This window comes from Acinetobacter sp. YH16040_T (genome assembly GCF_024605785.1).
Classification (GTDB): domain Bacteria; phylum Pseudomonadota; class Gammaproteobacteria; order Pseudomonadales; family Moraxellaceae; genus Acinetobacter; species Acinetobacter amyesii.
Map to the genome: position 1 here is coordinate 1,946,540 of NZ_CP094541.1, position 24,697 is coordinate 1,971,236.

Consider the following 24,697-nt stretch of genomic DNA (forward strand, 5'->3'; position numbering starts at 1 on the left):
GTTAATTTTTTAGATTAATCGCTCAGTTTTTGTCATTTCAGACAATAACATAAACCCGCTGAATGAAACTAGCGCCACTCAACGGGAAATTTCTTATTTTATTCAATTAAACAGTAAAATCATCACCAAGATAAACTTTACGTACCGTCTCATCTGCAAGGACTTCTTCTGGAGTACCTTCTGCAATCACTGAGCCTTCGCTCACGATATAGGCATGCTCACAAATCGCAAGGGTTTCTCGCACATTATGGTCGGTAATTAATACACCAATACCACGATCTTTCAATGTTCGGATAATGTCTTTGATATCACCCACTGAAATAGGATCGACCCCTGCAAAAGGTTCATCTAGCAACATAAATTTAGGGTCTGCAGCTAACGCGCGCGCGATTTCCGCACGGCGTCGCTCACCACCCGACACACTCATACCAAGAGAATCTTTGATGTGTGTGATTTTAAAGTCAGCAAGCAATTCCGTTAAACGTTGCTGACGTTGTTGCTTATTTAGATCTTTACGGGTTTCTAAAATCGACATGATATTTTCAGAAATGGTTAATTTTCTAAAAATAGATGCTTCTTGAGGTAGATAACCAATACCTTTACGTGCGCGCTCATGCATTGCCAAGTCAGACAAATCAAGATCATCTAAATGAATCTCACCTTTATCCATACGAACTAAGCCAACAACCATATAGAAGCTTGTGGTTTTACCTGCACCATTTGGACCAAGTAAACCCACAATTTGACCACTTTGCATGCTAAAGGACACATCCTTTACCACCCAACGCTTACTGTAGTTTTTGGCTAAATGCTTAATACATAAAGTTTGAACTTGCGAGGTCTGCTCCATTAATCACGTGCTCCTGGGAAGGACTTAGTGCTTGACGGCGGAATCACGATTTGTACACGACCTGAAGAAGATCCAGATTTATTTGGTGTACCTTCAGCAACGATATCGCCTTTATTCATACTGTATTTCAGGCTATTACCCCGAATACTTGCACCATCTTGTTGCAACAAAGCACCACCCGTCATGGTGATAATACCTGTTTCAGCATTGTAGACAATCTTCTGTGCTTGGCCTTTTGCATAGCCTTTGGTAGGATCAGTTTTTTGTTGGAAATGTGCTGGCCCACCCGTTGCTGTAATCGTACTGATCTCTTTTTTGCTGTTTAAATTCGCAACGATTGAGTTTGCCTGAAGCTTCATCGAACCCTGTTCAATGATGACATTACCGGTATACGTCGTAATCCCAGTTTTTTCATTAAATGTTGCACGATCGGCAACCAATGAAATCGGTTGATTACGATCTGAAGGCAAAGCAAAAGCTGCAACCGAACATATCGCCAGTGAACCGAGTAGCACTGTACGTTTTAGGAAAGTTTTTGCAGTTTTTCGATTAAAATTATGGTTCATACTTTCCTCGAATATTAAAAAATTCGTATTGACCGTCGTTTAAATTTGCTTTTAAACCTTGGCTGACAAATTCGGCTTGTGGTGAAATCACCGTTACAGTCTTGTCCGTTTCTATTTCACGCTGTTTTGGAAAAGCAGTTAGTTCCTCAGTACGAAACTCCATTTGCCCTTCACGCATCAATTTTGTTGCAACCACATTGTCACTCAGCACGACTTTTTGGTTATCGTCCATACCATTGGCTTGTTTGGCAAAAAACGTGGCATCGACAGCACCATCTTGATAGGTCGATGCTTTCAGATTGACCAAATGAGACGTTTGCTTTTGCAAATCCTGCTCAAGTCGATCGACTTGCGCACGAATATGCAATTTTCCCTGCTCATCAGTCTGCGTCAGGTTAATGTTTTCAGCTGAGTAAGTCATACTTTTCGAAGAGTCCGCCTGAAGCTTATTACCCTTTCCACCGAAATAATAAAAACCACCGCTTACTGCAGCAATGACCACAGCTGTCACGTATAAAACTTTAGTATCCATAAGCGGAGATTCAATCCAATGACTGCATCAATTTATTAATAAGGTGCACTTGCATATTTTTCAAGTAGTTCCTGGTATACACCTTTAGAAACTAAAAGCATATCGCAGATTTCACGAACAGCACCACGTCCACCCATCGCCTGCGTAACAAGATCTGCACGGCGACGTACTTCTAAATGTCCATTTGGTACGGTCACTTTCATCCCCGCAATAGCAAAGGCTGAAAGATCGGGCCAATCATCACCCATATATAGGCAATCTGAAGGATCAATACCAAACTGTGCACAGGCTTCAGTCAAGGCAACACCTTTGTCTTCACGTCCTTGAAAGACCAAATCGACACCTAAGTCAGACATGCGTTTTTCAACAATATTACTTTTACGGCCAGTAATAATGATGACTTTGATACCCGCTTTTTGCACCAACTTCATGCCCAAGCCATCTCGAATATCAAAGGATTTGATTTCATCGCCGCTATTGGTCAACGTTACAAATCCATCACTTAAAATTCCATCTACATCCAGTACTAGTGCTTCTATGTGACGCGCTTGTTCTAGCAATACATACGATGCCATTTTCTTAATTTACCCCAGCCTGAATCAAATCATGCATGCTGATAATCCCAATCACTTTATTGGCATCATCAACAACTACAAATTGTGTAATTTTCTTTTCGTTCATACGTTCTAAAGCATGTACCGCACGTTCTTCTTGTGAAATCGTCAAAGGATTTTTAATCATCACTTCTGAGACTTTCATATTCACATCAAAGCCTTGCTGTTTATCAATCAAACGACGTAAATCACCATCGGTAAAAATGCCCAATAAGGTATCGTTTTCATCGACGATCGTGGTGAGACCCAAACGTTTATTTGAAATTTCGTACAGGACTTTATTCATTGGTGTCTCTGGCGACACTTTGGGTAAGTCTTCACCTGTATGCATAAGATGTTTTACATGCAATAACAAACGCTTACCCAACGCTCCAGCAGGATGAGAACGTGCGAAATCATCTGAGGTAAAGCCACGTGCATCCAATAATGCAACTGCAAGGGCATCACCTAAGGCTAATGTTGCAGTGGTACTTGAAGTCGGCGCTAGACCCAAAGGGCATGCTTCTTGAATATTACCCAAGGTCAATGCGACATCAGCATTTTGTGGCATTGGGCCTTTATTGTCGCCACTCATGGTAATTAGAGGAATGCCCAAATGTTTGATCAATGGCATGAGCATCATAATTTCATCACTCTTACCTGAGTTTGAAATTGCAATGAGCACATCACCTTTTACCAACATGCCCAAATCACCATGTCCAGCTTCACCCGGATGCATGAAGAAAGATGGTGTACCTGTCGAGGCAAACGTAGCGGCCATTTTACGACCGATATGACCCGATTTGCCCATACCAGTAATCACTAAACGCCCTTTGCACTGTAAAATGATTTCGCAGGCTTGGCTAAAACGATCATCTATTTGCGTCGCTAATACTTGTAAAGCATGCTCTTCAATACGCAAAGTTTCTAATGCGACTTTCTGAAAATCGACTTGATTCGGCATATTTGGTGGATTCAAAGTTGTTATACCTTAAGCCGTGAGAGGTGCGCTCTCACTTTCAAAATAAAAAATTTTCACAATTTTATCATATCTATGCAAATAGCACGTTTCCAAATGTATAAGAATTCATGAATTATGCAGAAAAGATGCATTTCTTCATTTTTATCTTCCGGACAGATAAATTGAATTCAGCACTCGAATGAGATTCAGACTGAATCCAATTAACCTTCTACGCTATTTTTAGCAACGCAAAGACATCAAGCATTAAAAAATATCTGCTTTTTTGGGTTTTAACTTTATGAAAAAAAATGCTTAGGTTAAGATGAGCCATCTTTTGGTAGAAACAATTTGAAGACCTATGCAACCTTTTGTTCTATATAACTCAGAGCAACGTAAAAAAGTAGAATTCGTACCTCGCAAAGAAGGACATATCGATATGTATGTCTGTGGAATGACCGTGTATGACTACTGTCATATTGGTCATGCTCGAGTTATGGTTGCATTCGACTACATTATCCGTTTCCTGCGCAGTCAGGGCTGGAACGTTAAATACGTTCGCAACATTACCGATATTGACGACAAAATCATTGCCCGTGCCAATGAAAATGGCGAAAGCATTACTGCTTTAACCGATCGCTTTATCAAGGCCATGAACGAAGATGCTGCCAATTTAGGTTGTGCAGCACCTGATGAAGCACCACGTGCAACAGACTATATCGATCAAATGCAGAATATGATTGGTAACTTAGTCAACAAAGGTACAGCATATCCATCTGCAAATGGCGATGTTTATTTTGAAGTTGAAAAGTTTGCCAAATATGGTCGTCTTTCGGGTCGTAAACTTGACGATATGCAGGCTGGTGCTTCTGAACGCGTTGATGTAGAAGTAGAAAAGAAACATCCTTTTGACTTCGTGCTTTGGAAACATGCCAAAGAAAATGAACCTTCTTGGGCTTCGCCTTGGGGCAATGGCCGTCCGGGCTGGCATATTGAATGTTCAGCGATGTCGACCTGCTGCTTAGGCAACCATTTTGATATTCATGGTGGCGGTTCAGACTTAACTTTCCCGCATCATGAAAATGAAATTGCGCAATCTGAGGCATCTACTGGCGAACAGTATGTTAATTACTGGATGCACGTCGGCTTTATTAATGTCGATGGCGAAAAAATGTCGAAGTCTTTAGGTAACTTCTTCACTATTCGTGATGTGATGGATAAATTCCACCCTGAAGTGATTCGCTTCTTTATTGTGTCATCACATTACCGTAGCCCAGTAAACTTCTCTGACACTGCTTTAAAAGAAGCGAAAAATACCCTTTCCCGTTTCTATCATTCATTTAAAGCTTATCAGCAAGTCTATGGTGAAAAAACCGTAGAAACTTTGGATGATGATTTAGTTGAGAGCTTTAATGCCGCTATGCGTGATGATTTCAACACCGCAGAAGCAATTGCGGTATTGTTTGAAGTCAACAAAGAATTGAACCGTGCCGTAAAAGATGAAAATGCTGAACAAGCGGCTGTGTATTATTCGACATTGCGTCACTTAACCAATATTTTAGGTTTGGTTCAGCATAATGTTGATGAATTCTTAAAATCAGATATTGGTCAGGAAGCTCTAGGTCTCTCTGAAGAGCAAATTGAAGATTTAATTCAACAACGTAAAGATGCGAAAAAAGCCAAAGAATTTGCCAAAGCAGATGAAATTCGTCAATCTTTATTAGATCAAGGTGTTGTCCTTGAAGATACTCGTCAAGGTACTATTTGGCGCCGTGCTGATTAATTAAGCAAACAGAAGCATAGAGAGTTGACAGTTGTGTGAAATTCTCTATAATTCACCTCATTGCGGGAATAGCTCAGTTGGTAGAGCATAACCTTGCCAAGGTTGGGGTCGGGAGTTCGAGTCTCCTTTCCCGCTCCAGAATACGAAAAACCCTCATCGAAAGATGAGGGTTTTTTTATGTCTCAATTTTTCTTCAACGGCTTATTTTTAGATTTATTTACTCATGTTATGCACATAAAAGTAATTTCGCATTTAGGGATTGAATAAAGAGATTAGCCTTCGGCTGGAGGTACTCTTACGAAACGTTGTTTTTCATTCGGCAAAATGAGATGCGAAGCTTCGCAAGGAAACCATCTTGCGGTGCAATGCACCTCACCAACAAAACTCGTTCACTACCGTCAAATTATTCAACGTATCGCAAAAACATTTTTGATTAGAAGTCGTCCTGTCTCAAACAATTGCGCATGACATTACCGCGTATCTTTATTATTTGAAGCAAAGTACGCTTCTGATGTTACTGCGTCACCTCAGTTATTTATTATATTGTAGCGACGTTAATAGGCCTTAATTTTCCCCAACGAATAAGGCTTCCCCTATTGCCACACGACCTTTCACCTACCTGTTAAAAAATAATCTGATGAAATGCTCATCTCGCCAATTTTCCTAAATTTTTCTCCATAATTTTCCGTTATTCTTTGCCAAAATTACATTTGGACAACCAAATAATGCACGGCGCGCACACTACACTCAAACTGACCAGCTTAAGTTACGCATTACTTACGATCTCAACATCAATTTGGGCCGCAGATACTGTTCAAAATCCGCAAGAATCTGTAGCAGTTCAGCAAATGGAAGCTTTAACATTTGAAGTTCCGACAGCAAGCACTAAGCCCAAAGACCCAGATATCAGTGCTGTCGCAAAAACTATTATAAGCCGTGATGAAATGTTGAAATTTGGCAATCAGTCAATCAATGATGCGCTGCGTCGTGCTGCAGGATTTCAACTCCCTGGTGCTGGCGGTGGTCCACGTGGTGGTGCAGGTGCTGGCGGCATGCGTTTCCGTGGTGGTGGTGCACCCGTGTTCTTAATCAATGGTGAACCTGTACAAGGTGGTCCTCGTGGTGGCATGTCAGTTGTTGATAGCATTACGCCCGAAATGATCGAACGCCTTGAAATCACCAAACAACCGAGCGTCGCTCAAGGCTCGGTTGCTTCATCTGCAGTCATCAACATTATTTTAAAAGAACCATTGAATGGCACGCGTTTGAGTGGATCTGTACGTGCTGGTTATGGCCTAACCAAGTCAAATACACGTGAAGAAGAACGCACCAATTTAAACTTTCAAATGGATGGTCGTTCAGACCCTTGGATCTATAGTTTATCTGGGAGCCAAATGTGGAATGACTCAGATACGCTCACCCGTATACAAGATGTAACAGGAACGAAAACTCAAAAACGCATCACCAATCGTACGTCGCAAATGCTCACCCCACGTGTTGAATATCAACTTGATGATCAACAAAAATTGGTCGCTGAAATGTTTTATCGCAACAATGAAAGCGAAGGCACAAGTGGCACCCAAGTCCAAAAAGATAAAAATGACAGCATTCGACTCAACACACGATATGAGCGTAAAGACCAAGGAAATTCAGACAAAATTCGCTTATCAATCGAGCAGCAAAATGAAACGGAATTTACAGAATATAGAGATTCCCAATCATATATTGATGAACAAATTAATGAATATGGTTTAGGCTACGACGGTGTCCGTAAGTTTGACTCAAAACGCCAAATAAAATTTGGTACTGATCTACGTAGCAATGAACTTGAAAGCAATATTGCAGAGACCTTAGATGAACAATTGTATGCTGCCTATGTTGAAGGAAGTTGGAAATATACGCCGCGCCAAACCTTAACTTTAGGTGTACGCCAAGAGTGGATTGATCGTTCCGGTTTAGTGGATTATCAAGATCAGCATTTGAGTCCTGTATTAGCACACCGTTTTGACTTTAATGAGCAATGGTCACTCCAAACCAACTTGAGTCAGGCTTTTAAAAACCCACGTAGCAATCAATTGATGCCGACTGTTTCAGTTTCTACAGATAGCGATGCAGGGACACTAAACAACCCTGACCGTGGGGGTAATCCTGACTTACGACCTGAAACCATCAATGCTTACGAAACAACCATAGGCTATAACACCCCTGCTGGCGGCGTAAATATCACTGCCTATTATCGAGAAATTAATGACTATATCGAAAAATCGATCCTGTCAGAAAATGCTACAGGCGATCGTTGCGAAACAGGAAATACCGATTGCCGTTTTGTCGAACGCCCATATAACCAAGACAGTGCAACTACTTATGGTGTAGAAATTGCTGGACGTTATGCACTGAAGCAAACGGAGAATGGCCATTCATTTATGTTGAATGCTCAGCTTTCAACTGTACGTGCAAAGATTGAAGAAGCTGACGGCTCTGATCGTTTGGCAAGCGATGTTGCACCTTATACCGCTAGTGCAGGTTTATCTTATAACTATCAACCGTGGCGTATTGCAACAAGTGTGAACCTCAATTACACCCCTGAATATACACGTGCACTGAGTAACGAACCGTACAATCGCACCAGCAATGAACGTGTTAACATGGATGTGAGTTTTACTAAACGCTTTGATCAAAATTGGTCTGCATCGGTGAATGCACGTAATATCCTCAGCTCAGATTATAAAGAAGTGTTAAAAGAACAAAGTTCTGGCGCGCTATACCAATCTCGTATCAATGAAGCAATTCCAAGCTTTATGTTTACCTTAGAAAAGAAATTCTAAACCGTTTCTAATAGACTTCTAAGAGATTCAATATAAAAAACCGATACGGATATGTATCGGTTTTTTATGCGTACACGACCGCAAACTAGCGCTCAATTGCCTTCAGCATTTTCGCAATTTTTAGGGTATGTTCCTTCTGTCCTTTTTTCTCTAAGACTTTTTGCTCAACCCACCATAAATATTCAAAAATTTCTGATTCACTTGAATCCTCTTGAATTAATTTAAAAATATTGGGCAAATAATCATCATACTCATCACGTAAAGCAGGAATACGGCGAATCCCTAACGGGTCCCATTCCTTTAATAAAATTTTATGTATCGCATGCAAGAGACTGGCATCTCGATTATGTTTTGACTGCATACAAGTTCCCTGGCTTATATTTTTTTACTTTTAAAATCAGTTATCTAATTATGTGATGATATTAAAAGAAAAATGAACTGTTGTTTGTCGAAGATTTCATCATACGCATCTCTAAACGCTTTTCCATTGGTTTTTCATCTTTTTTTTATACTAAACCAAAGCTTTATCAAAATTTCATGCACTTTTTCTCATAAATTTTACCAATAAAGCCTTGCGGGATCCCTTAATTCACAGCACCAAAGTTTTAAATGCTAAGTTCTATCGTCGAACATAATCACTCAAAGAAAAAACAATCCGCTTCAACCAACTTCTATATTTATCTCTTTTCGTAATTGTGAAAAATTTACAGTTTTCCTTTTTATTCTCAGAGAATTCAAGCTACATTCTATTTTGAAATCTTAATCCTGAAAAATTCCTATGAGTACTGCATTAAACGAAACCATCTACGTCATTCAACACCTTGCATTTGAAGATTTGGGTTCATTGGAAGATGTATTTTACCAACTGGGTTATCGGGTGAGATACTTCGAAGCTGGAGTCGATGACCTGAGTAAAGCTATTCAACATACAGGGCTTACCATCATTTTGGGTGGCCCGATCGGAGTCTATGAAACTGATGACTACCCATTCCTACAAAAAGAAATAGACTTACTTAAAGTACGTTTAGAGAGTAACTTACCGACTTTAGGCATTTGCTTAGGTGCTCAGCTTATTGCGTATGCATTGGGCGCTAAAGTTTATGCAGGTCATAGCAAAGAAATCGGTTGGAGTTCCCTAGCGCTTGAAGCCATTACTCACAATATTTTAGCGCCATTAGATCAAGTACCGGTACTGCATTGGCATGGCGATACCTTTGATTTACCTGCAAATGCACAGCTACTCGCCAGCTCGGCAATTTATCCAAATCAAGCGTTTAGCTATGGGCCCAATATTTTAGCCCTACAGTTTCATATTGAAGCAGAAGCACAGGCCATGGAAAAATGGCTGATTGGGCATACATGTGAATTACATAAAGCACAAATTAACATTCCAAATTTGCGCATGCAAAGCCAACAACAAGCACCTCATTTAGAACGTGTTGCTCCCCTTATTTTGCAACAATTTTTACAACAGCTTGAGCTTTAAAACAGCTATTAATTTAATGCTAAATGGCTTATAACGGTTGCACTTCAAAACGTATAAGCCATTAGAATGACTCCCTTACTCAGCATTGCGCTCATCCACTTTTTTGCTCTCATCAGCCCAGGCCCAGACTTCTTTTTTGTCACTCAAAGTGCTATTCGACAATCCAGATCACATGCATTATTTGCCGCATTAGGTATATCACTCAGTATTCTAGTTTGGTCAATTTGTGCAATAAGTGGCTTACATTTTCTATTTCAAAAAATGGCTTGGTTACAACAATGCCTCATGATTTTGGGTGGCCTATATCTTTTATATTTAGGCACTCAGTTATTAAAGTCTGCGTGGAGTAAAGACCTCGGCACAATAACAAAACCAACCGAGCAAGCTGTACAGAAAAAATCGCCTTTGACGCTATTATTCCAAGGTTTCTTGACCAATATGGCCAATCCTAAAGCATTGGTTTATTTCAGTAGTGTATTTTCCATTGGAATCAGTGCAAAGGTCAGTATTTTTGATCAAAGCTCTTTATTAGCTTTAGTCTTTATTGAAAGTTTGATTTGGTTTGCATTGGTTGCAGTCTTATTCTCAGCACCTAAAATGACGCATTACTATCAAAAATTTAGTAAAAAAATTGACGCAATTACCGGTGGAATCTTCATCAGTTTTGGCTGCCTATTACTGCTCAATCGCGATTAATCAAGCACCAATTAAATATCTGCCAAACATAAAAAAGCACCCAAATGGGTGCTTTCCTAACTTAGCTGAGGGAGCTAAATCTTATTTCGCTGCTGCCTTTGCTGTAGACACAGCCGCTTCAGTCGTAATATTTACCGTAATTTTGTCGCCTACATTCGGTACATATGCACCTACACCAAATGCTGAACGATCAAAAGAAGTCGTTGCATTGAAACCAATCGTTTCCGCCTTAGTCATTGGGTGAACGGCTTGCTTGTTCAATACAGCGTCCAATACCACTGGTTTAGTCACATTTTTAACTGTTAAATCACCCGTGATTTTGTATTTAGTTTTGCTGATCGCTTGAACTTTTGTGCTTTTAAACGTGATATTTGGATATTTTTCAGCATCAAAGAAATCAGCAGTTTTTAAATGATCATCTAATGCTTTGACATTGGTATTTAAGCTTGATAATGGAATCGTCACATTCACAGACGAATTTGCAGGTTTTGCATTATCGACATTAATTGTCCCTTGAATGTCACTAAAATTTGCAGAAGGCGTTGAGAAACCAAAATGATTCCAAGTAAATACTGTTGCTGTATGAGTAGGATCAATTTGATAGGCAACAGGTTTTGCCATAGAAATTGTTGTAACTGATGCTACCGCCAAACCGATTGTTAATGCTTTAAAGTTCATGTTTTTATCTCACTTTCGAATACCATTAAGTCTATAGATTTTTAGCCGTATTACAGCTTTAAAGATAAAACGTTTTGTTGCATGTTTAGAACGATAGTTTTGTAAAATCTGTAGCAGCATCTACAACCACTCTCAATTATTAAATTTTCCATATATTTCAAATAATTATTCTTTTCAAGCTACTCCCCGACGATTTATCCTAAATTTAGGAAACATTAACCTATCTGAGTCGTAGGTTTTCAAAACAAATCCACTTAAGATTTTTAGACATCATAAAAATCTGAGTACCCAAAAATGACAGAACAATCGCTGGCTATTGAAAAAGCCTTAAACACTAAAACTCCCAAAGATGTCGTTTTGGCATTTCTTATGAATACTTCAAAAGAACTCGTCGAAAATGCAACTCAGCTGCTGGTTGCAGAAGACGCGGCGTATGTTTCCTTAAACTTCAGCAACCCAGAACTTAAACAAATTGAGCCGTGGGCTGGGTCTGGCACAGGCAGAGCCATCTATATTTATACCTTTGCCAACGTCGGCACCTACTGGAACATCGACGACTTTCAAATCACCGATATGATCGCTGAAGATGAAACTGTAGCTGTATTTGGTCAATTCACCTACACCTCAGTCTATGCAAAAAATACTTTCACCTCGCCTTTTTCAATCAAAGCCAAAGTTCAAAACGGTTTAATCAGCTTTTTCCAATTTATGGAAGATACCTATGCCTCAGCATCATCGTTCCGCGTAGGTGGCGAATGGATCATTCAGCAAGAAGCAGACTCAGCTAAAAACTTTAAAGTTTCAGCTTAAATGCTCAGGCCCAGCAGCTCTTCACGCAAAAGCTACTGTTGATTTGGAATGGCCTTTTACATTGAGTTAATGACAGCGGTATTGGATAAATCCGGTTTTTCTCGCGATTTGATCATACAGCTTTTGTGCAGTTTCATTGTCCTGATGCGTGAGCCAATACACACGGTCACACTGCCGCTGATCACAATATTCTTTCACTTTGGCGATCAGCGCTTTGCCAATGCCCTGCCCGCGATAATCCTCAAGGGTATATAAGTCCTGCAAATAGGCATAAGGCTGCAATGTCCAGCAGCTCTCATGTTCAATGACATGCACGATCCCAACCACTTGATGATCAATCACAGCTGCAAAGCCATACATATGTTCGCAGTCAGCAGCATGTAACCTGTGCCACGTTCGCTTGGTCACTGCATCCGCCACCTGACTTTTATAAAATTCTAAATACAGCTCCCAAAGCGGCAGCCATTGGTTTTTTGATATTTCTGTTAAATTTTTAATCTGTATTTGCACGTTCGATATCTTTTTAAATGAGCACTGGATTTTTATAACTGAAATAAAGCTTTTTGTGTTGAAAACACTGTATTTAATGCGCTCTTTTTTAGTCTTGATAAGTCTTGGATGGACTTTTTCTTATCCGTTTTATAAATACGATAGGCAAATAAAAAGCCCGAACAATCGGACTTTTTAACCATTTAGCTTATAGCTTCTCAACCAAAATGCGGTCAACTTGCTTCAAGCCTGTATGCTTTTCATGGTTCTTACGGCGAATCTTAATCACTTTGTCTTCTTGCAAATCTTGCAGCATCAATTCTACTGCAACCATGGCTTCAAGCGCTAAGTCCGTGCCTATCCATTTCTGTTCACCAGCATCCATCAGTACAATTTCATCATTTATCTGATCGTAAAGGCTCATCGTTTCCTCACTTGGGGCAACATTGCACCCGTGGCTGAATACTGCATGAATGAATTAATTTTAAACCAATGCTTTAATTCATTCGTTACAAATCGTTATTTCACAATTAAAAATAAATTTAATCTCTGCAATAAAAAACGCCCCTTCTCTGGGGCGTCTTTATTAAGGTTAATCTTTATAAATTAAGCGGTAATTTCTTTCACAGCAGCAACAACAGCATCAACAGTAATACCAAAGTGTTGGTACAGGTCTTTTGCTGGAGCTGATTCACCGTAAGTCGTCATACCGATTACACGGCCATCAAGACCTACAAATTTCCACCAGTAGTCTACATGCGCAGCTTCAACCGCAACACGCGCACGGACCGCAGCAGGAAGAACCGCTTCACGGTAAGCAGCGTCTTGTTTTACGAATTCTTCAGCACATGGCATAGAAACAACACGTACACCTTCAAGCTGTGCATAAGCATCCATTGCCAATGAAACTTCTGAACCAGTCGCAATGATGATTGCTTTCAATTCGCCTTTTTCTTTTGCAAGTACATAACCGCCTTTCGCAACATCAGCAATTTGATCTGCTGTACGTGTTTGGAATGGCAAGTTTTGACGAGAGAAGATTAACGCTGTAGGGCCTTCTGAACGAAGCAGCGCAGATTTCCAAGAAATAGACGCTTCTACAGTGTCACATGGACGCCAAGTGTTTAGGTTTGGTGTACCACGTAAAGATGCAATTTGCTCTACAGGTTGGTGTGTAGGTCCATCTTCACCCAACCCGATCGAATCATGTGTATAAACATGGATCACACGTTGTTTCATCAATGCAGACATACGTACTGCATTACGCGCATATTCCATGAACATTAAGAATGTTGCTACATAAGGAACGAATCCGCCATGCAGCGCTACACCATTAGCAATCGCAGTCATACCGAATTCACGTACGCCGTAATGAACGTAGTTACCGGCTGGGTTAGATTCAACGCCTTCTGCTCCTTTCCATAAAGTCAGGTTAGAGCCTGCAAGGTCAGCAGAACCACCTAGAATTTCTGGAAGCTGTGGTGCAAATGCTTGAATGGCATTTTGGCTAGCTTTACGAGTAGCGATTGTTTCAGCTTTAGCATTTACTTCAGCAATATAAGCATCCGCTTTTGCTGCGAAGTCAGGAGGAAGGTCACCAGAAAGACGACGTTTTAGTTCAGCTGCTTCTGCTGGATATTTAGCAGCATACGCAGCAAATGTGTCGTTCCAAGCAGATTCAGAAGCAGTACCTTTGGCTTTTGCATCCCAAGCTGCATAAACATCAGCAGGAATTTCAAATGGACCTTCTGCCCAGCCCAAAGCTTCACGAGTTAAAGCGATTTCATCATTACCAAGCGGCGCACCGTGGCAATCTTCTTTACCTTGTTTGTTTGGTGAACCTAAACCAATAATGGTTTTACAGATAATTAAGGTTGGTTTCGCAGTTTCAGCTTTTGCTTCAACAGTTGCCGCACGGATTGCGTCTGCATCATGGCCGTCAACTTTAAGTACTTGCCAGCCGTATGCAAGGAAACGCTGTTCTGTATCATCAGAGAACCAGCCTTCTACTTCACCGTCAATCGAGATGCCGTTGTCATCGTAGTAAACAACTAATTTACCTAGACCCAAAGTACCAGCCAATGAACATGCTTCGTGAGAAACACCTTCCATTAAACAGCCATCACCTAAGAAACAGTATGTGTTGTGATCTACAACTGTGATGTCTTCTTTGTTGAATTGAGCCGCTAAAGTTTTTTCAGCAAGTGCAAAACCTACAGCGTTTGCAATACCTTGACCCAATGGACCCGTAGTTGTTTCGATACCCGGTGCATAGCCCAATTCTGGGTGACCTGGAGTTTTAGAATGCAATTGACGGAAAGATTTTAAATCTTCAATAGACAGGTCATAACCTGTTAAGTGCAATAGCGCATATTGCAACATAGAGCCATGGCCGTTTGACAATACGAAACGGTCACGGTTTGCCCATTGTGGGTTTGCAGGGTTGTGGTTGAGGAATTCACGCCATACCACATCAGCAATATCTGCCATCCCCATTGGAGCACCTGGATGTCCTGAATTTGCTTTTTGCACAGCATCCATTGCCAATACACGAATTGCGTTTGCAATACGACGTTCGTTAAGCGGGGTTGTCATAGGTCAGAGTCCAAACAAATGGTTTAAAAGAGTAAGATGAATAAGAATTCAAAGATGCGCATATTGTCTTAAAAAAAGCGGAATGGGTAAAGCCTCAGGGGCAAATTTTCGCTAATTATTCCTGCACCACCTGTATTTTGGGCGCTTATTGCACAATTTCAAGCCTATGCATGTCGTTTATTTTGTATACAGTGACGCTTTTATATGGCGAATCAATGACAGCGCAATGCATATTTAGAGTTTAGTGGTGAAAGCAAACGCTTCGTAATTGATAAAAGTCCAATACATCGAATGGAAATCGTGAATATAAATAGCAGCCAAAGCCGATCCAGATAAATGACCATTTGAAATTTGATTTCATATAAAATACACCCTCTACGGTTTGGGTAACTCAAACAGCAAACTCATCCCTTTGAAATCAGCACTTATCCAATATACTCACGGTTTCACATTCAATATTTATATACCACGACATGTAGCAGGTAAATTTCGCTGCGAAATATCATCCGATTGACAATTCCAAGCACCATTTAAACCATCTGGAATACTAAAATAGATCTGCTTTGAGCGAAGAGCAAAATTGACATCTGTTGATTTAAACGTAAAAACCACTGAACACGTTCCTGCCACATCAGTAATTTCACTACTCGCAATATACTTGGTACTGATACTTTCATTTAGCGCTGTATTCAAATCTACACAGCTTTGTTCCGCTGAATAATTTTCAATCAGTTTTAATTTATAGGGTGAAATCATTGTTAATACTTCAGCCACTTGCGCCCGAGCAACATAGCCATTGTAAGATACAGTAGCAATTGCAGCCAAAATACCGATGATTGCCACAACGATCATAATTTCAATGAGTGTAAAACCAGACTGTTTCATTACGTTTCCCCCATTCAACGTAATGACAAATAGGCAATTTGCATACCAAGTCTCAAAAGCCCGCATTTATTGTGTTTTATTTTTCAAATTAAACGATTAATTGTCATGAACAGTCATATTCTGACAGTTCATGACATTCATCATTGATAAATCACAGGATACTGATTTGATTTTTTCTTATAATTGATTCACTTAAAAAAACAATTTAGGCAATTGAACGCCTAATCACATTGTTGCTTGTGCCAAAGCCCAATATCTCTGTTTTATCTCATCATAAAAAATTAAATTGAGAAATCCATAGCTCATATCAATTTTTTAGATGCCTATATCAATTAAAAAGTCATTGAAATGAATTAATTTCATCCAATTTGGTCATGTTGAGCTAGTCCTAAACGCATTCTCGATGTAACATATTGCGTCTTTAAATTTAACTGTGATAGGACTTATGCGCGAGTACGCTGTATTTACCTCGGAATCTGTAAGCGAAGGCCATCCGGATAAAATGGCTGACCAAATCAGTGATGCTATTTTGGATGCAATCTTAAAAGAAGACCCATATGCACGGGTTGCTTGTGAAACGCTTGTAAAAACGGGTGCGGTTGTACTTGCCGGTGAAATCACAACAACTGCAAATGTTGACTTTGAAGCGATTGTTCGTAATACCGTAAATGGTATCGGATACCACCATTCAGATCTTGGCTTTGATGGTTCAACTTGTGCCGTGATCAACATGATCGGTAAGCAATCACCTGAAATTGCTCAGGGTGTTGACCGTCAAAAACCAGAAGATCAAGGTGCGGGCGACCAAGGTTTAATGTTTGGATATGCAAGCCGTGAAACTGATGTGCTTATGCCAGCACCGATTTCATATGCGCATCGCTTAATGGAAAAACAAGCTGAACTACGTAAACAAGGCAAACTTGCTTGGTTACGTCCCGATGCAAAAAGCCAAGTAACATTTGCTTATGAAAATGGCATGCCAGTTCGCTTAGACGCAGTTGTACTTTCGACTCAGCACGATCCAAAAATTACTCAAGCTCAATTGAAAGAAGCGGTAATTGAAGAAATCGTGAAAAAAGTGATTCCTGCTGAAATGTTCCATGCAGACACTAAATTCCACATCAACCCAACAGGTATGTTCGTCATTGGCGGCCCTGTAGGTGACTGTGGTTTAACAGGCCGTAAAATCATTGTAGATACTTACGGTGGTATGGCTCGTCACGGTGGTGGCGCGTTCTCTGGTAAAGACCCATCAAAAGTTGACCGTTCTGCTGCTTATGCAGGTCGTTATGTTGCTAAAAACATTGTGGCTGCTGGTTTGGCTGACAAATGTGAAATTCAAGTGTCTTATGCGATTGGTGTTGCAGAACCAACATCTATCTCGATCAACACATTCAATACTGCAAAAGTATCTGAAGATTTGATTATTGCACTTGTACGTGAACACTTTGACTTACGTCCATACGGTATTACTCGTATGTTGAACTTAATCCAACCGATGTACCAACAAACTGCTGCGTATGGTCACTTTGGTCGTGAAGGTTCTGATACCGCATTTACATGGGAAAAAACTGACAAAGTGGAAGCGCTTAAAGCATCTGCTGGTCTTTAATCTTAATAGATTAATTTCTCAAAAAAGCCTGCATTGATTGCAGGCTTTTTTATGGCCCGTATGTCCATAACTAAAACATCTAGGATAAAAATAACGAGTGTAAAAAATATTGACTAAAATTTACGCCTAGCTTTTTCATAAAACACCAAAATAATTTAAGAACAACATCATGCCTTTTCCATTAGACTTAAAATTTATTACTGCAACTGAAGAACAATTAGGATTTAAGTTTCCAGAAAAATATAAAGCCAAAATGCAAATTGAAAATGGTGGCGAATTCGGCATTAGCTTTTCTAGCGCGGATGAATTTAAAGATGGTGATGATATCGAAGCTTGGTGGCTTTTTCCCTTCCAAGACACCAGCAATGTGAAAAGAATAAAACGTACAACGAATCATCTAGCCGCAGAACATCAATCCATAAGTAAAATTGAAGACTTCCCTGAAAACAGCATTGCTATTGCGCATAACGGCGATGGCGATTATTTATTGATGCGCACGGTAGACGATACGCAATTAGGGGAAGAAATATATTTATGGCGCCATGAAGACAGTGAATTTATCTATCTACTTGTGACTTCAATTAAAGAATTATTTAGTCAAAACCCTTAACGCCATAAGCAGATATAAAGCCTTTCAAACTACAAAATAAGCTGGATAAAATTACACTAAATCAACAATTTTTGATCGATTTTTGAATATTTTTTCAGCTAATATAAATTCAGCCCATGCTACGGGCATAACAAAAAAAGGAAAGATCAAAATGAATAAATTACTTGTTGCTTTAGGTTTGGCTGCAACTGTTGCACTTGTTGGCTGTAATAAAGACAAAGCGCCAGAAACAGGTGCAACAACTGGTGAACACCTAGAAAACGCTGCTGACCAAGCAGGCCATGACATTGCTGATGCAACTTCAGAAGCGGCAACTGCGACAGCTACTGCTGTAGATAATGCTGCAGAAAATGCTGAAGCTGCTGCACACAATGCAAAAGAAGCAGCTAAAGACGCGACTGCTGCAACTGCAGGTGCTGTTGAGCAAGGTGCAGCAAACGTGAAAGAAAAAGCTCAACAATAAGCATTTTTAAAAAAAAGCACCTTCGGGTGCTTTTTTTATATCTGTATTTTATTCAACTTACTGTTTCAATCTATTTTTAACTTGAAATTTAACTGATGTCAGGTCAATCTTATGAGGTCATATAAATAACAAACTTAGAGAAAATAATGTCTTACTCACATCATGCCGAAAAACATTTTATGGAACGTACGGGTTGGCTACGTGCATCTGTACTCGGTGCAAATGATGGCATTATCTCCGTCACTAGTTTAATTATGGGCATGGCTGCAAGTGGTGCTTCTAGCCATACCTTACTCATTACATGCATTGCAGGACTCATATCTGGTGCAACCTCTATGGCGGCGGGCGAATATATCTCTGTGAAATCTCAAGAAGACGTCGAAAAAGCAGATCTTCACATGGAGCATAAAGAACTACAAAAGAACCCTGAGCTAGAACTTAAAGAACTTACCCAAATTTATATTCAACGTGGTTTAGAGCCTACACTGGCCCATGAAGTCGCAGTCCAATTAACTGCACATGATGCACTTGAAGCCCACGCCCGAGATGAAATTGGAATCCATGACAATACAGCAGCAAAACCCGTTCAAGCAGCGCTATCATCGGCTTTAGCCTTTTCAATTGGTGCAATATTTCCGATGGTTGCGATCTTGATCAGTGCTGACATGCATATTGAAAAAACTGTTATGGCCGTTGGTGTGATTTCCCTAGCACTCCTTGGTGCATTAGCCAGTTATGCAGCAGGTACTTCTATGTTGAAAGGCAGTCTACGTGTTGCGCTTTGGGGCATTGCAGCCATGCTATTTTCTAGCTGGATTGGTTCTTTATTTAATGTAAATCCAGTTTAATGTTTCTTTTATCAGTTTTACAAATATATGAAATCAATTATACACAGTAATGGTTGTGTGATTTTTCAACAATATTTACTTTTACAATATATAAAAACCGTAAAATAAAGCTACATTTTTTAAGCTTTTTTCTCCATGTCTGTTATTGCTGCGCCAGCTAATCGATCCAATGTATCGATTTGGGTGGCTTTTGTTTTATTAATTTTAGGTACCATTGGTGCTTATCTGGTTGTGGGCGTTAACCAAGCATTGCTATTTTTAATTGGTGGTGCTTTGGGTATGACGCTTTATCATGCGTCTTTTGGTTTCACCTCGAGTTGGCGTGTCTTCATTAAAGAGCGTCGTGGTCGTGGCTTGCGTGCACAAATGATCATGTTGGCTTTGGCTGTATTACTCTTTTTCCCTGCCTTAGGTGCGGGCGAATTATTTGGCAACCCAGTCAAAGGTAACGTTAATCCTGTTTCAATGTCCGTGATGATCGGTGCCTTTATTTTTGGTATTGGTATGCAACTCGGCGGCGGTTGTGCATCAGGCACCCTGTACACTGTGGGCGCAGGTAGTGCACGCATGATTGTAACGCTGATCTTCTTCTGTACAGGTTCATTAATTGCAACTTCACATATTCAATGGTGGTTTGACCTTCCCCACTTTGAGCCGATTTCTTTAGTCAAAAGCTTTGGTGTAGTTCCTGCACTGGCATTAAACTTTGTGCTTTTTGCAATCATTGCAGCAGCAACAGTTTACTTTGAAAAGAAGCGCCATGGTCAGCTTGAAGTTGAACCACAAGCCATGCAACACGGCTGGAAACGTTTTCTACGTGGTCCATGGCCATTGGTTTGGGGCGGAATTATCCTGACTTTACTGAACTTTGCCACACTTGCACTTGCAGGCCGTCCTTGGGGCGTGACCTCTGCCTTAGCTGTTTGGGCAGCAAAATCAGCAAGTATCATGGGGATCGATGTTGCATCTTGGGCATATTGGCAGCAACCTGCAAATGCCAAAGCACTGACCGAATCATTATGGTTTGATATCACGTCGATGATGAATTTCGGCATCATGCTCGGTGCATTACTCGCAGCGAGCCTAGCAGGCAAATTTGCACCGAACTTTAATATCCCAAAACGCTCACTGCTAGCGGCTGTGATCGGTGGTTTGATGTTAGGTTATGGCGCACGTTTAGCATACGGCTGTAACATTGGTGCATATTTCAGCGGTATCGCTTCAGGTAGTTTACACGGTTGGTTATGGTTAGTATTTGCCTTCATTGGGAACGGTATTGGCGTCAAACTACGTCCAATCTTCTTCCCTGGTGAACGTCCACAACCGGAAAAACTAACAGGCTGCTAATTTCAGTAAATAAAAAGCCCCTCAAATGAGGGGCTTTTTTTAATCTGTCAGAGCTGCTTTTAGATTACAACCATATTGCATGGTTTCTTGTGCCTGTTTGTATGTGGTATAGCGGTTGATAATAAAATCATAAAATTGGTCTGCATTCGCAAATACCTGACTCAAATCTTCGTTTGCGGCATTTGGCAGTTTAACGTCTTTCACCAAGGCTAAGTTCACATGTCCGAGATGATACATTTCAGAAAAATAATGATTCATTACTTCGCAATAGGCAATTTTTGAGCTTTTTAAAGCGGTGTTGGCAACAAAATGCTGATTTAAAGTTTTTAAGTTATGAACATCTAAAGCGGATTGGTCTGAAAAAGCCAAACTTTCTACTTTTTTCAGTTGGCTAAAATCTATAGCTAGAGTTTGATTTAATTGTTCAAAGCGTCGTTGTAATCCAGCAGTATCAGCAACTTGATAACTTTTTGGATCGAATGTTTTCTTTTCTTGTTCATTTGCAGAACACGCCGTTAATGCCATTGTCGTCAAAATGGTCGTAACAAGAAATAATTTCATCAAAGTCTCACTTAAACAATCAAAAGCGCAATCATTATGCCCGAAATTCTTCAAATGATTTGAAATTAAATCGCTTTCTCATTCATATAACGCCAATAACGACGTGGCACATACTGCACATGTAATTTCATATTACGTCGGGCTTCAATATTGACACTTCTAAAATAATCTTTCCAAAGCTGATCATACAAAACCTCATCATCATCCAGTTCGATATTAAAGGATTGACTATGGCCTGATTGTATTTGCCTATCTATGGTTGTGGCATCCATATCCACTTGATGCACCAGTTTTAAATCATAATAAATGCCATAATTGCGTTTTTCATCGTAAATCAGCCAACGTTGATCTTGATAGCGTGATTTGAAATGCCGTTCGATCAAAGGCAATACATTAAAGTCAGGTGAGACTAAACTGATAAACAAGCCATCCTGACATTTTTTAAAGCGCACAAAAGCTTCCATTCGGTGCTTTTCACGCCCCACTTGCTTCGCCCATTGGCTCATCCCTAATACATCAGCATGACCATAGTTTTTAGACACATCACGCTGTTGCTGGAACACATAAATCGCAAAATTAAAACAATGTTGAAAAGCCTGCTGCTGCTCGGATAAAAACGCATAATAAAACTGCTTCAAAGCACTTTCAGATGCTTTAAGCTTTAATCCTTGCCATACCCGCTGTGCTTGTTCATCGTGACTAGCCACATCAATGACTTCGGCGAAAAGACCTGCCTGCACTTGCCCATCTGTACAAATCTGAATGTCAAATTGCTTAAATTGAAAGGCCCGAAAAACACAACTTAACAATCCTGTCATCGTGCCATCAAAGACATAAATACTCACGACTGTATCCTAAAAACCGAAGTTCAATTGTGGAGAAATTTGCTGCGTATATTTCGACTGGCCACTTTGCAAAATCTGCTGTCTTATTTGATGAGGCTGTTGTTCACGAATAAATTTAGGTGAATCTTCACAGCGTATAAAATGTTGTGCTCTGTTGTAGGAAATACCCATACGTTTTAATTGGTCGATATGAATTTTACCAAAACGTCGTGCTTGAACAATTTTTTTAGCAGAACGCACACCGATGCCCGGCACACGTAAGATCATTTGATATTCAGCACGATTGATATCCACGGGAAATTGCTCGGGATGACGCAGTGCCCACGCTAATTTAGGGTCAATATCCAATTCTAAATTTGGATGCTCTTCATCGACCAATTCCGTCGCTTCAAACCCATAAAAACGCATTAACCAGTCACTTTGATACAGCCGATTTTCTCGTAATAAAGGTGGCGCAGACCCCACAGCTGGCAGCGCACGCTCCTCTTCATTAATTGGAATATAGCCCGAGTAATACACACGCTTGAGCTTAAACTCTTTGTAATGACGGTCTGCCATCAGTATGACATCACGGTCAGACTCTTGATGTGCGCCCACCACCATTTGCGTCGTTTGTCCTGCGGGTACAAATTTAGGAACTGTGCGTATTATTTTTCGTTCATCTTTGAATTGAATCAAACGATCTCGCACGATACCTAAGTCTTTTTGGACTTCAACATGACTTTTTTCAGGTGCAAATTTTTTTAAACCATCTTCTGTCGGCATTTCCAAATTAATACTCATACGGTCGACATATAAACCTGCTTCGGTAATGATTTCCTGAGATGCCCCCGGAATGGTCTTCAGATGAATATAACCATTGAAATTTTCTTCTAAACGCAGCTTTTTCACCACTTGCAACATGCGCTCCATGGTGTAATCTGCTGATTTAAAAATTCCCGAACTTAAAAATAGCCCCTCAATATAGTTCCGACGATAAAAATTCATGGTCAAATCGACCACTTCCTGTACCGTAAATGCTGCGCGCTTTACGTCGTTACTTCGACGGGACACACAATATGCGCAGTCAAAAATACAGACATTGGAAAATAGAATTTTTAATAACGAAACACAGCGACCATCTTCGGTATAGCTATGGCAAATGCCGTTTCCAGTATTACCCAGACCTTTGTCTTTATTTTGGCGCTTACTACCACTCGAAGAACATGAGACATCATATTTGGCAGCATCGGCTAAAATTTGCAGTTTTTCACGGATACGTTCAGACATGGGAGAATTATAAATTTAAAGTGAACACAGCATTATTTTAAAAGGATCCACCTCAAAAGTCGGGTCATACATCATTACTACGACACGAGGTGTCGCTTAATTTCAAGTACAACTTTCGTGTAAGCATAAGACCATTTTGATATGAAATAACGAATATTATTTGCTTAATTTCACTCGCTTGGGCAAAGTAATTAGAGTGATTGGAGTATGCACATGACTTTATTAGAAAAACTTGGCATCAAACACCCTATATTTCTTGCCCCAATGGCAGGTGTTTCTACACCTGAGCTTGCTGCAGAAGTGTCAAATCAAGGTGGACTTGGTTCACTGGGTTTAGGTGCAAGCAGTGTTGAGAATGCACGTCAGCAAATTTTACAAACTCAAGAACTTACTGACCAACCTTTTCAGGTGAATTTCTTTTGTCATGATACAGTAGAACTCGATGAACAAGTTGCTGCCAAATGGATCATGCAATTTAAATCACGCTTTGCTCAATATAATGCAGAAGCTCCAGAAGCACTGAACTGTATTTATCCAAGCTTTAAAGATAATGACCATTTTCTAAACCTCTTACTGGAAACGCGCCCTAAAGCGGTAAGCTTCCATTTTGGTATTCCACATCCACATCAAATCCAGGCCTTGAAACAAGCGGGTATTTTGACTCTAGTTTCTGCAACCAACTTAGCAGAAGCTAAACTGATCGAAGCTGCGGGTATTGATATCGTGATTGCTCAAGGTATTGAAGCTGGTGGTCACCGTGGCATTTTCAATGAAAACTTCGATAGCAGCGTTAAAACTCGTGACTTAGTTCAGCTCTTGAAACGCCATATTCAATGCCCCGTTGTTGCAGCTGGTGGCATTATGAATGGACATCAGGCCTATCAAATTATGGAGTTGGGTGCAGATGCTGTTCAACTGGGCACTGCTTTTGTGCAATGCAAAACATCAAATGCAAATGAGGCTTATCGCAAAGCACTATTTGATGCGCCCATCACGCAGATTACATCAAGTATTTCAGGCCGGCCTGCACGTGGCATTATCAATAACTGGCACACAGATATTGATACGCCGACTCGCCCAACCGTTCCGGCTTACCCATATAGCTATGATTTAGGCAAACAATTACATGCAGCAGCCAGCAAGCATGGCGTACATGAATATGGTGCATTTTGGGCAGGAACTAATGTCTCTCAAATACGTGAATTGGAAGCACCCGACTTGATCAATCAATTGGTTTTAGAAATGCGCTTTAACTAAGACCTCGCTCAACGGGTCATTCAAACATGAATGCCTAATAAAAAGCCCTCAACATTGAGGGCTTTTTATATGTAATTTAGGCCATCATCGATGCACAATTCAAGAATTGTTTCAGATCATTTGAATCAAGTTAGTTAAA

At 40.2% G+C, this 24,697-nt stretch carries 25 protein-coding genes, 1 tRNA gene and 1 pseudogene; 12 read left to right on the plus strand and 15 right to left on the minus strand.

Translation table 11 applies throughout. The annotated features are described in order from the left end of the window. Nucleotides 1-106 precede the first annotated feature (106 nt). Genes lptB through MST16_RS09505 form a run of 5 tightly spaced genes read right to left on the minus strand, consistent with a single transcriptional unit; the run spans nt 107 to nt 3,505 of the window. On the minus strand, nt 107-850 hold the full coding sequence (lptB, locus tag MST16_RS09485; RefSeq protein ID WP_078188759.1) for an LPS export ABC transporter ATP-binding protein: 744 nt from the start codon (nt 848-850) through the stop codon (nt 107-109). Continuing rightward, entirely contained in the window at nt 850-1,416 is a 567-nt protein-coding gene (gene lptA / locus MST16_RS09490; protein WP_180003844.1) for a lipopolysaccharide transport periplasmic protein LptA, read from the minus strand. The genes lptB and lptA overlap by 1 nt, the downstream gene beginning before the upstream one ends. Continuing rightward, nucleotides 1,406-1,948 (minus strand): LPS export ABC transporter periplasmic protein LptC, encoded by a 543-nt coding sequence (gene lptC / locus MST16_RS09495; RefSeq protein WP_078188761.1) that lies wholly within the window; start codon nt 1,946-1,948, stop codon nt 1,406-1,408. Before lptC ends, lptA begins: the two co-directional genes overlap by 11 nt. Before the next feature lie 35 nt (nt 1,949-1,983). Continuing rightward, nucleotides 1,984-2,523: an HAD family hydrolase gene (locus MST16_RS09500; protein WP_078188762.1), complete on the minus strand. Its 540-nt coding sequence runs from the start codon at nt 2,521-2,523 to the stop codon at nt 1,984-1,986. Nucleotides 2,524-2,527: 4 nt separating this feature from the next. Continuing rightward, entirely contained in the window at nt 2,528-3,505 is a 978-nt protein-coding gene (locus MST16_RS09505; protein ID WP_168377848.1) for an SIS domain-containing protein, read from the minus strand. Nucleotides 3,506-3,860: 355 nt separating this feature from the next. Here MST16_RS09505 and cysS point away from each other — a divergent pair, with 355 nt between their 5' ends. The 3 genes from cysS (at nt 3,861) to MST16_RS09520 (ending at nt 8,107) form a co-directional block, all read left to right on the plus strand. After that, nucleotides 3,861-5,282 carry a cysteine--tRNA ligase gene (gene cysS, locus MST16_RS09510; RefSeq protein ID WP_180010145.1) on the plus strand — a complete coding sequence of 474 codons (1,422 nt, stop codon included), beginning with the start codon at nt 3,861-3,863 and terminating at the stop codon, nt 5,280-5,282. A 62-nt stretch (nt 5,283-5,344) separates the two neighbouring features. Further along, nucleotides 5,345-5,420 (plus strand) — tRNA-Gly (locus MST16_RS09515). A 587-nt stretch (nt 5,421-6,007) separates the two neighbouring features. Beyond that, nucleotides 6,008-8,107, plus strand: coding sequence for a TonB-dependent siderophore receptor (locus MST16_RS09520; RefSeq protein ID WP_180010146.1), 2,100 nt, complete (start codon nt 6,008-6,010; stop codon nt 8,105-8,107). Between the two features lie 85 nt (nt 8,108-8,192). Here the strand turns inward: MST16_RS09520 and MST16_RS09525 are convergent, their stop codons facing one another. Further along, nucleotides 8,193-8,468: a hypothetical protein gene (locus MST16_RS09525; RefSeq protein WP_078193570.1), complete on the minus strand. Its 276-nt coding sequence runs from the start codon at nt 8,466-8,468 to the stop codon at nt 8,193-8,195. A 417-nt stretch (nt 8,469-8,885) separates the two neighbouring features. Between MST16_RS09525 and MST16_RS09530 the strand changes: the two genes are divergently transcribed. Then, nucleotides 8,886-9,593 carry a glutamine amidotransferase gene (locus MST16_RS09530; RefSeq protein WP_180010147.1) on the plus strand — a complete coding sequence of 236 codons (708 nt, stop codon included), beginning with the start codon at nt 8,886-8,888 and terminating at the stop codon, nt 9,591-9,593. A 66-nt stretch (nt 9,594-9,659) separates the two neighbouring features. Then, a complete protein-coding gene (locus tag MST16_RS09535) occupies nt 9,660-10,289 on the plus strand; it encodes a LysE family transporter (protein WP_180010148.1) in 630 nt (209 codons plus the stop codon). 81 nt (nt 10,290-10,370) lie between these two features. On the opposite strand, the gene MST16_RS09540 is transcribed toward MST16_RS09535, so the two are convergent. Continuing rightward, complete coding sequence (locus MST16_RS09540) at nt 10,371-10,967, minus strand: YceI family protein (RefSeq protein WP_078188771.1); 597 nt, start codon at nt 10,965-10,967, stop codon at nt 10,371-10,373. A gap of 294 nt (nt 10,968-11,261) precedes the next feature. On the opposite strand from MST16_RS09540, the gene MST16_RS09545 reads away from it, so the two are divergent. Continuing rightward, nucleotides 11,262-11,777 carry a nuclear transport factor 2 family protein gene (locus MST16_RS09545; protein WP_257222614.1) on the plus strand — a complete coding sequence of 172 codons (516 nt, stop codon included), beginning with the start codon at nt 11,262-11,264 and terminating at the stop codon, nt 11,775-11,777. Nucleotides 11,778-11,843: 66 nt separating this feature from the next. On the opposite strand, the gene MST16_RS09550 is transcribed toward MST16_RS09545, so the two are convergent. The 5 genes and pseudogenes from MST16_RS09550 to MST16_RS17525 form a co-directional block, all read right to left on the minus strand. Continuing rightward, nucleotides 11,844-12,296 (minus strand): N-acetyltransferase, encoded by a 453-nt coding sequence (locus tag MST16_RS09550; RefSeq protein ID WP_180010162.1) that lies wholly within the window; start codon nt 12,294-12,296, stop codon nt 11,844-11,846. A 178-nt stretch (nt 12,297-12,474) separates the two neighbouring features. Continuing rightward, the gene (locus MST16_RS09555) at nt 12,475-12,690 is read right to left on the minus strand and encodes a hypothetical protein (protein WP_180010149.1); all 216 of its coding nucleotides are present in this window, start codon (nt 12,688-12,690) and stop codon (nt 12,475-12,477) included. A 182-nt stretch (nt 12,691-12,872) separates the two neighbouring features. Further along, on the minus strand, nt 12,873-14,861 hold the full coding sequence (gene tkt, locus MST16_RS09560) for a transketolase (protein WP_180010150.1): 1,989 nt from the start codon (nt 14,859-14,861) through the stop codon (nt 12,873-12,875). Between the two features lie 459 nt (nt 14,862-15,320). After that, nucleotides 15,321-15,617: a pilin gene (locus MST16_RS09565; protein WP_252725787.1), complete on the minus strand. Its 297-nt coding sequence runs from the start codon at nt 15,615-15,617 to the stop codon at nt 15,321-15,323. 32 nt (nt 15,618-15,649) lie between these two features. After that, nucleotides 15,650-15,746: pseudogene (locus MST16_RS17525) on the minus strand (prepilin-type N-terminal cleavage/methylation domain-containing protein); the annotation flags it as partial. A gap of 445 nt (nt 15,747-16,191) precedes the next feature. Here MST16_RS17525 and metK point away from each other — a divergent pair. The 5 genes from metK to MST16_RS09595 all read left to right on the plus strand — a co-directional run bounded on the left by metK (nt 16,192) and on the right by MST16_RS09595 (nt 20,626). Then, nucleotides 16,192-17,358 (plus strand): methionine adenosyltransferase, encoded by a 1,167-nt coding sequence (gene metK / locus MST16_RS09575; RefSeq protein ID WP_078188779.1) that lies wholly within the window; start codon nt 16,192-16,194, stop codon nt 17,356-17,358. 169 nt (nt 17,359-17,527) lie between these two features. Further along, the gene (locus MST16_RS09580; protein ID WP_180010152.1) at nt 17,528-17,968 is read left to right on the plus strand and encodes an SMI1/KNR4 family protein; all 441 of its coding nucleotides are present in this window, start codon (nt 17,528-17,530) and stop codon (nt 17,966-17,968) included. Nucleotides 17,969-18,119: 151 nt separating this feature from the next. Next, nucleotides 18,120-18,431, plus strand: a complete 312-nt coding sequence (locus MST16_RS09585) for a hypothetical protein (RefSeq protein WP_180010153.1) — start codon at nt 18,120-18,122, stop codon at nt 18,429-18,431. 146 nt (nt 18,432-18,577) lie between these two features. Continuing rightward, the gene (locus MST16_RS09590) at nt 18,578-19,279 is read left to right on the plus strand and encodes a VIT family protein (protein WP_180010154.1); all 702 of its coding nucleotides are present in this window, start codon (nt 18,578-18,580) and stop codon (nt 19,277-19,279) included. 135 nt (nt 19,280-19,414) lie between these two features. Next, a complete protein-coding gene (locus MST16_RS09595; RefSeq protein WP_180010155.1) occupies nt 19,415-20,626 on the plus strand; it encodes a YeeE/YedE family protein in 1,212 nt (403 codons plus the stop codon). Between the two features lie 39 nt (nt 20,627-20,665). Here the strand turns inward: MST16_RS09595 and MST16_RS09600 are convergent, their stop codons facing one another. From MST16_RS09600 to MST16_RS09610, 3 genes are all read right to left on the minus strand, one after another. Continuing rightward, nucleotides 20,666-21,187, minus strand: a complete 522-nt coding sequence (locus MST16_RS09600; RefSeq protein ID WP_180003830.1) for a hypothetical protein — start codon at nt 21,185-21,187, stop codon at nt 20,666-20,668. 65 nt (nt 21,188-21,252) lie between these two features. Then, nucleotides 21,253-22,032, minus strand: a complete 780-nt coding sequence (locus MST16_RS09605) for a TIGR03915 family putative DNA repair protein (RefSeq protein WP_180003828.1) — start codon at nt 22,030-22,032, stop codon at nt 21,253-21,255. A gap of 9 nt (nt 22,033-22,041) precedes the next feature. Continuing rightward, nucleotides 22,042-23,301 carry a putative DNA modification/repair radical SAM protein gene (locus MST16_RS09610; RefSeq protein ID WP_078193581.1) on the minus strand — a complete coding sequence of 420 codons (1,260 nt, stop codon included), beginning with the start codon at nt 23,299-23,301 and terminating at the stop codon, nt 22,042-22,044. Nucleotides 23,302-23,514: 213 nt separating this feature from the next. Here MST16_RS09610 and MST16_RS09615 point away from each other — a divergent pair, with 213 nt between their 5' ends. After that, the gene (locus MST16_RS09615) at nt 23,515-24,558 is read left to right on the plus strand and encodes a nitronate monooxygenase family protein (protein WP_180003826.1); all 1,044 of its coding nucleotides are present in this window, start codon (nt 23,515-23,517) and stop codon (nt 24,556-24,558) included. The last annotated feature ends 139 nt before the right edge of the window (nt 24,559-24,697 follow it).

Bases quoted from the DNA above. Each gene is read 5' to 3' on its own strand.
- MST16_RS09555 (WP_180010149.1), bottom strand. From the start codon at position 12,690: ATGAGCCTTTACGATCAGATAAATGATGAAATTGTACTGATGGATGCT.
- MST16_RS09585 (WP_180010153.1), top strand. From the start codon at position 18,120: ATGAATAAATTACTTGTTGCTTTAGGTTTGGCTGCAACTGTTGCACTT.
- MST16_RS09615 (WP_180003826.1), top strand. From the start codon at position 23,515: ATGACTTTATTAGAAAAACTTGGCATCAAACACCCTATATTTCTTGCC.
- MST16_RS09535 (WP_180010148.1), top strand. From the start codon at position 9,660: ATGACTCCCTTACTCAGCATTGCGCTCATCCACTTTTTTGCTCTCATC.
- cysS (WP_180010145.1), top strand. From the start codon at position 3,861: ATGCAACCTTTTGTTCTATATAACTCAGAGCAACGTAAAAAAGTAGAA.
- MST16_RS09540 (WP_078188771.1), bottom strand. From the start codon at position 10,967: ATGAACTTTAAAGCATTAACAATCGGTTTGGCGGTAGCATCAGTTACA.
- MST16_RS09505 (WP_168377848.1), bottom strand. From the start codon at position 3,505: ATGCCGAATCAAGTCGATTTTCAGAAAGTCGCATTAGAAACTTTGCGT.
- MST16_RS09545 (WP_257222614.1), top strand. From the start codon at position 11,262: ATGACAGAACAATCGCTGGCTATTGAAAAAGCCTTAAACACTAAAACT.
- lptA (WP_180003844.1), bottom strand. From the start codon at position 1,416: ATGAACCATAATTTTAATCGAAAAACTGCAAAAACTTTCCTAAAACGT.
- MST16_RS09590 (WP_180010154.1), top strand. From the start codon at position 18,578: ATGTCTTACTCACATCATGCCGAAAAACATTTTATGGAACGTACGGGT.
- lptC (WP_078188761.1), bottom strand. From the start codon at position 1,948: ATGGATACTAAAGTTTTATACGTGACAGCTGTGGTCATTGCTGCAGTA.
- lptB (WP_078188759.1), bottom strand. From the start codon at position 850: ATGGAGCAGACCTCGCAAGTTCAAACTTTATGTATTAAGCATTTAGCC.
- MST16_RS09580 (WP_180010152.1), top strand. From the start codon at position 17,528: ATGCCTTTTCCATTAGACTTAAAATTTATTACTGCAACTGAAGAACAA.
- MST16_RS09530 (WP_180010147.1), top strand. From the start codon at position 8,886: ATGAGTACTGCATTAAACGAAACCATCTACGTCATTCAACACCTTGCA.
- MST16_RS09600 (WP_180003830.1), bottom strand. From the start codon at position 21,187: ATGAAATTATTTCTTGTTACGACCATTTTGACGACAATGGCATTAACG.
- tkt (WP_180010150.1), bottom strand. From the start codon at position 14,861: ATGACAACCCCGCTTAACGAACGTCGTATTGCAAACGCAATTCGTGTA.
- MST16_RS09500 (WP_078188762.1), bottom strand. From the start codon at position 2,523: ATGGCATCGTATGTATTGCTAGAACAAGCGCGTCACATAGAAGCACTA.
- MST16_RS09610 (WP_078193581.1), bottom strand. From the start codon at position 23,301: ATGTCTGAACGTATCCGTGAAAAACTGCAAATTTTAGCCGATGCTGCC.
- MST16_RS09525 (WP_078193570.1), bottom strand. From the start codon at position 8,468: ATGCAGTCAAAACATAATCGAGATGCCAGTCTCTTGCATGCGATACAT.
- MST16_RS09565 (WP_252725787.1), bottom strand. From the start codon at position 15,617: ATGATTTCACCCTATAAATTAAAACTGATTGAAAATTATTCAGCGGAA.
- MST16_RS09595 (WP_180010155.1), top strand. From the start codon at position 19,415: ATGTCTGTTATTGCTGCGCCAGCTAATCGATCCAATGTATCGATTTGG.
- MST16_RS09520 (WP_180010146.1), top strand. From the start codon at position 6,008: ATGCACGGCGCGCACACTACACTCAAACTGACCAGCTTAAGTTACGCA.
- metK (WP_078188779.1), top strand. From the start codon at position 16,192: ATGCGCGAGTACGCTGTATTTACCTCGGAATCTGTAAGCGAAGGCCAT.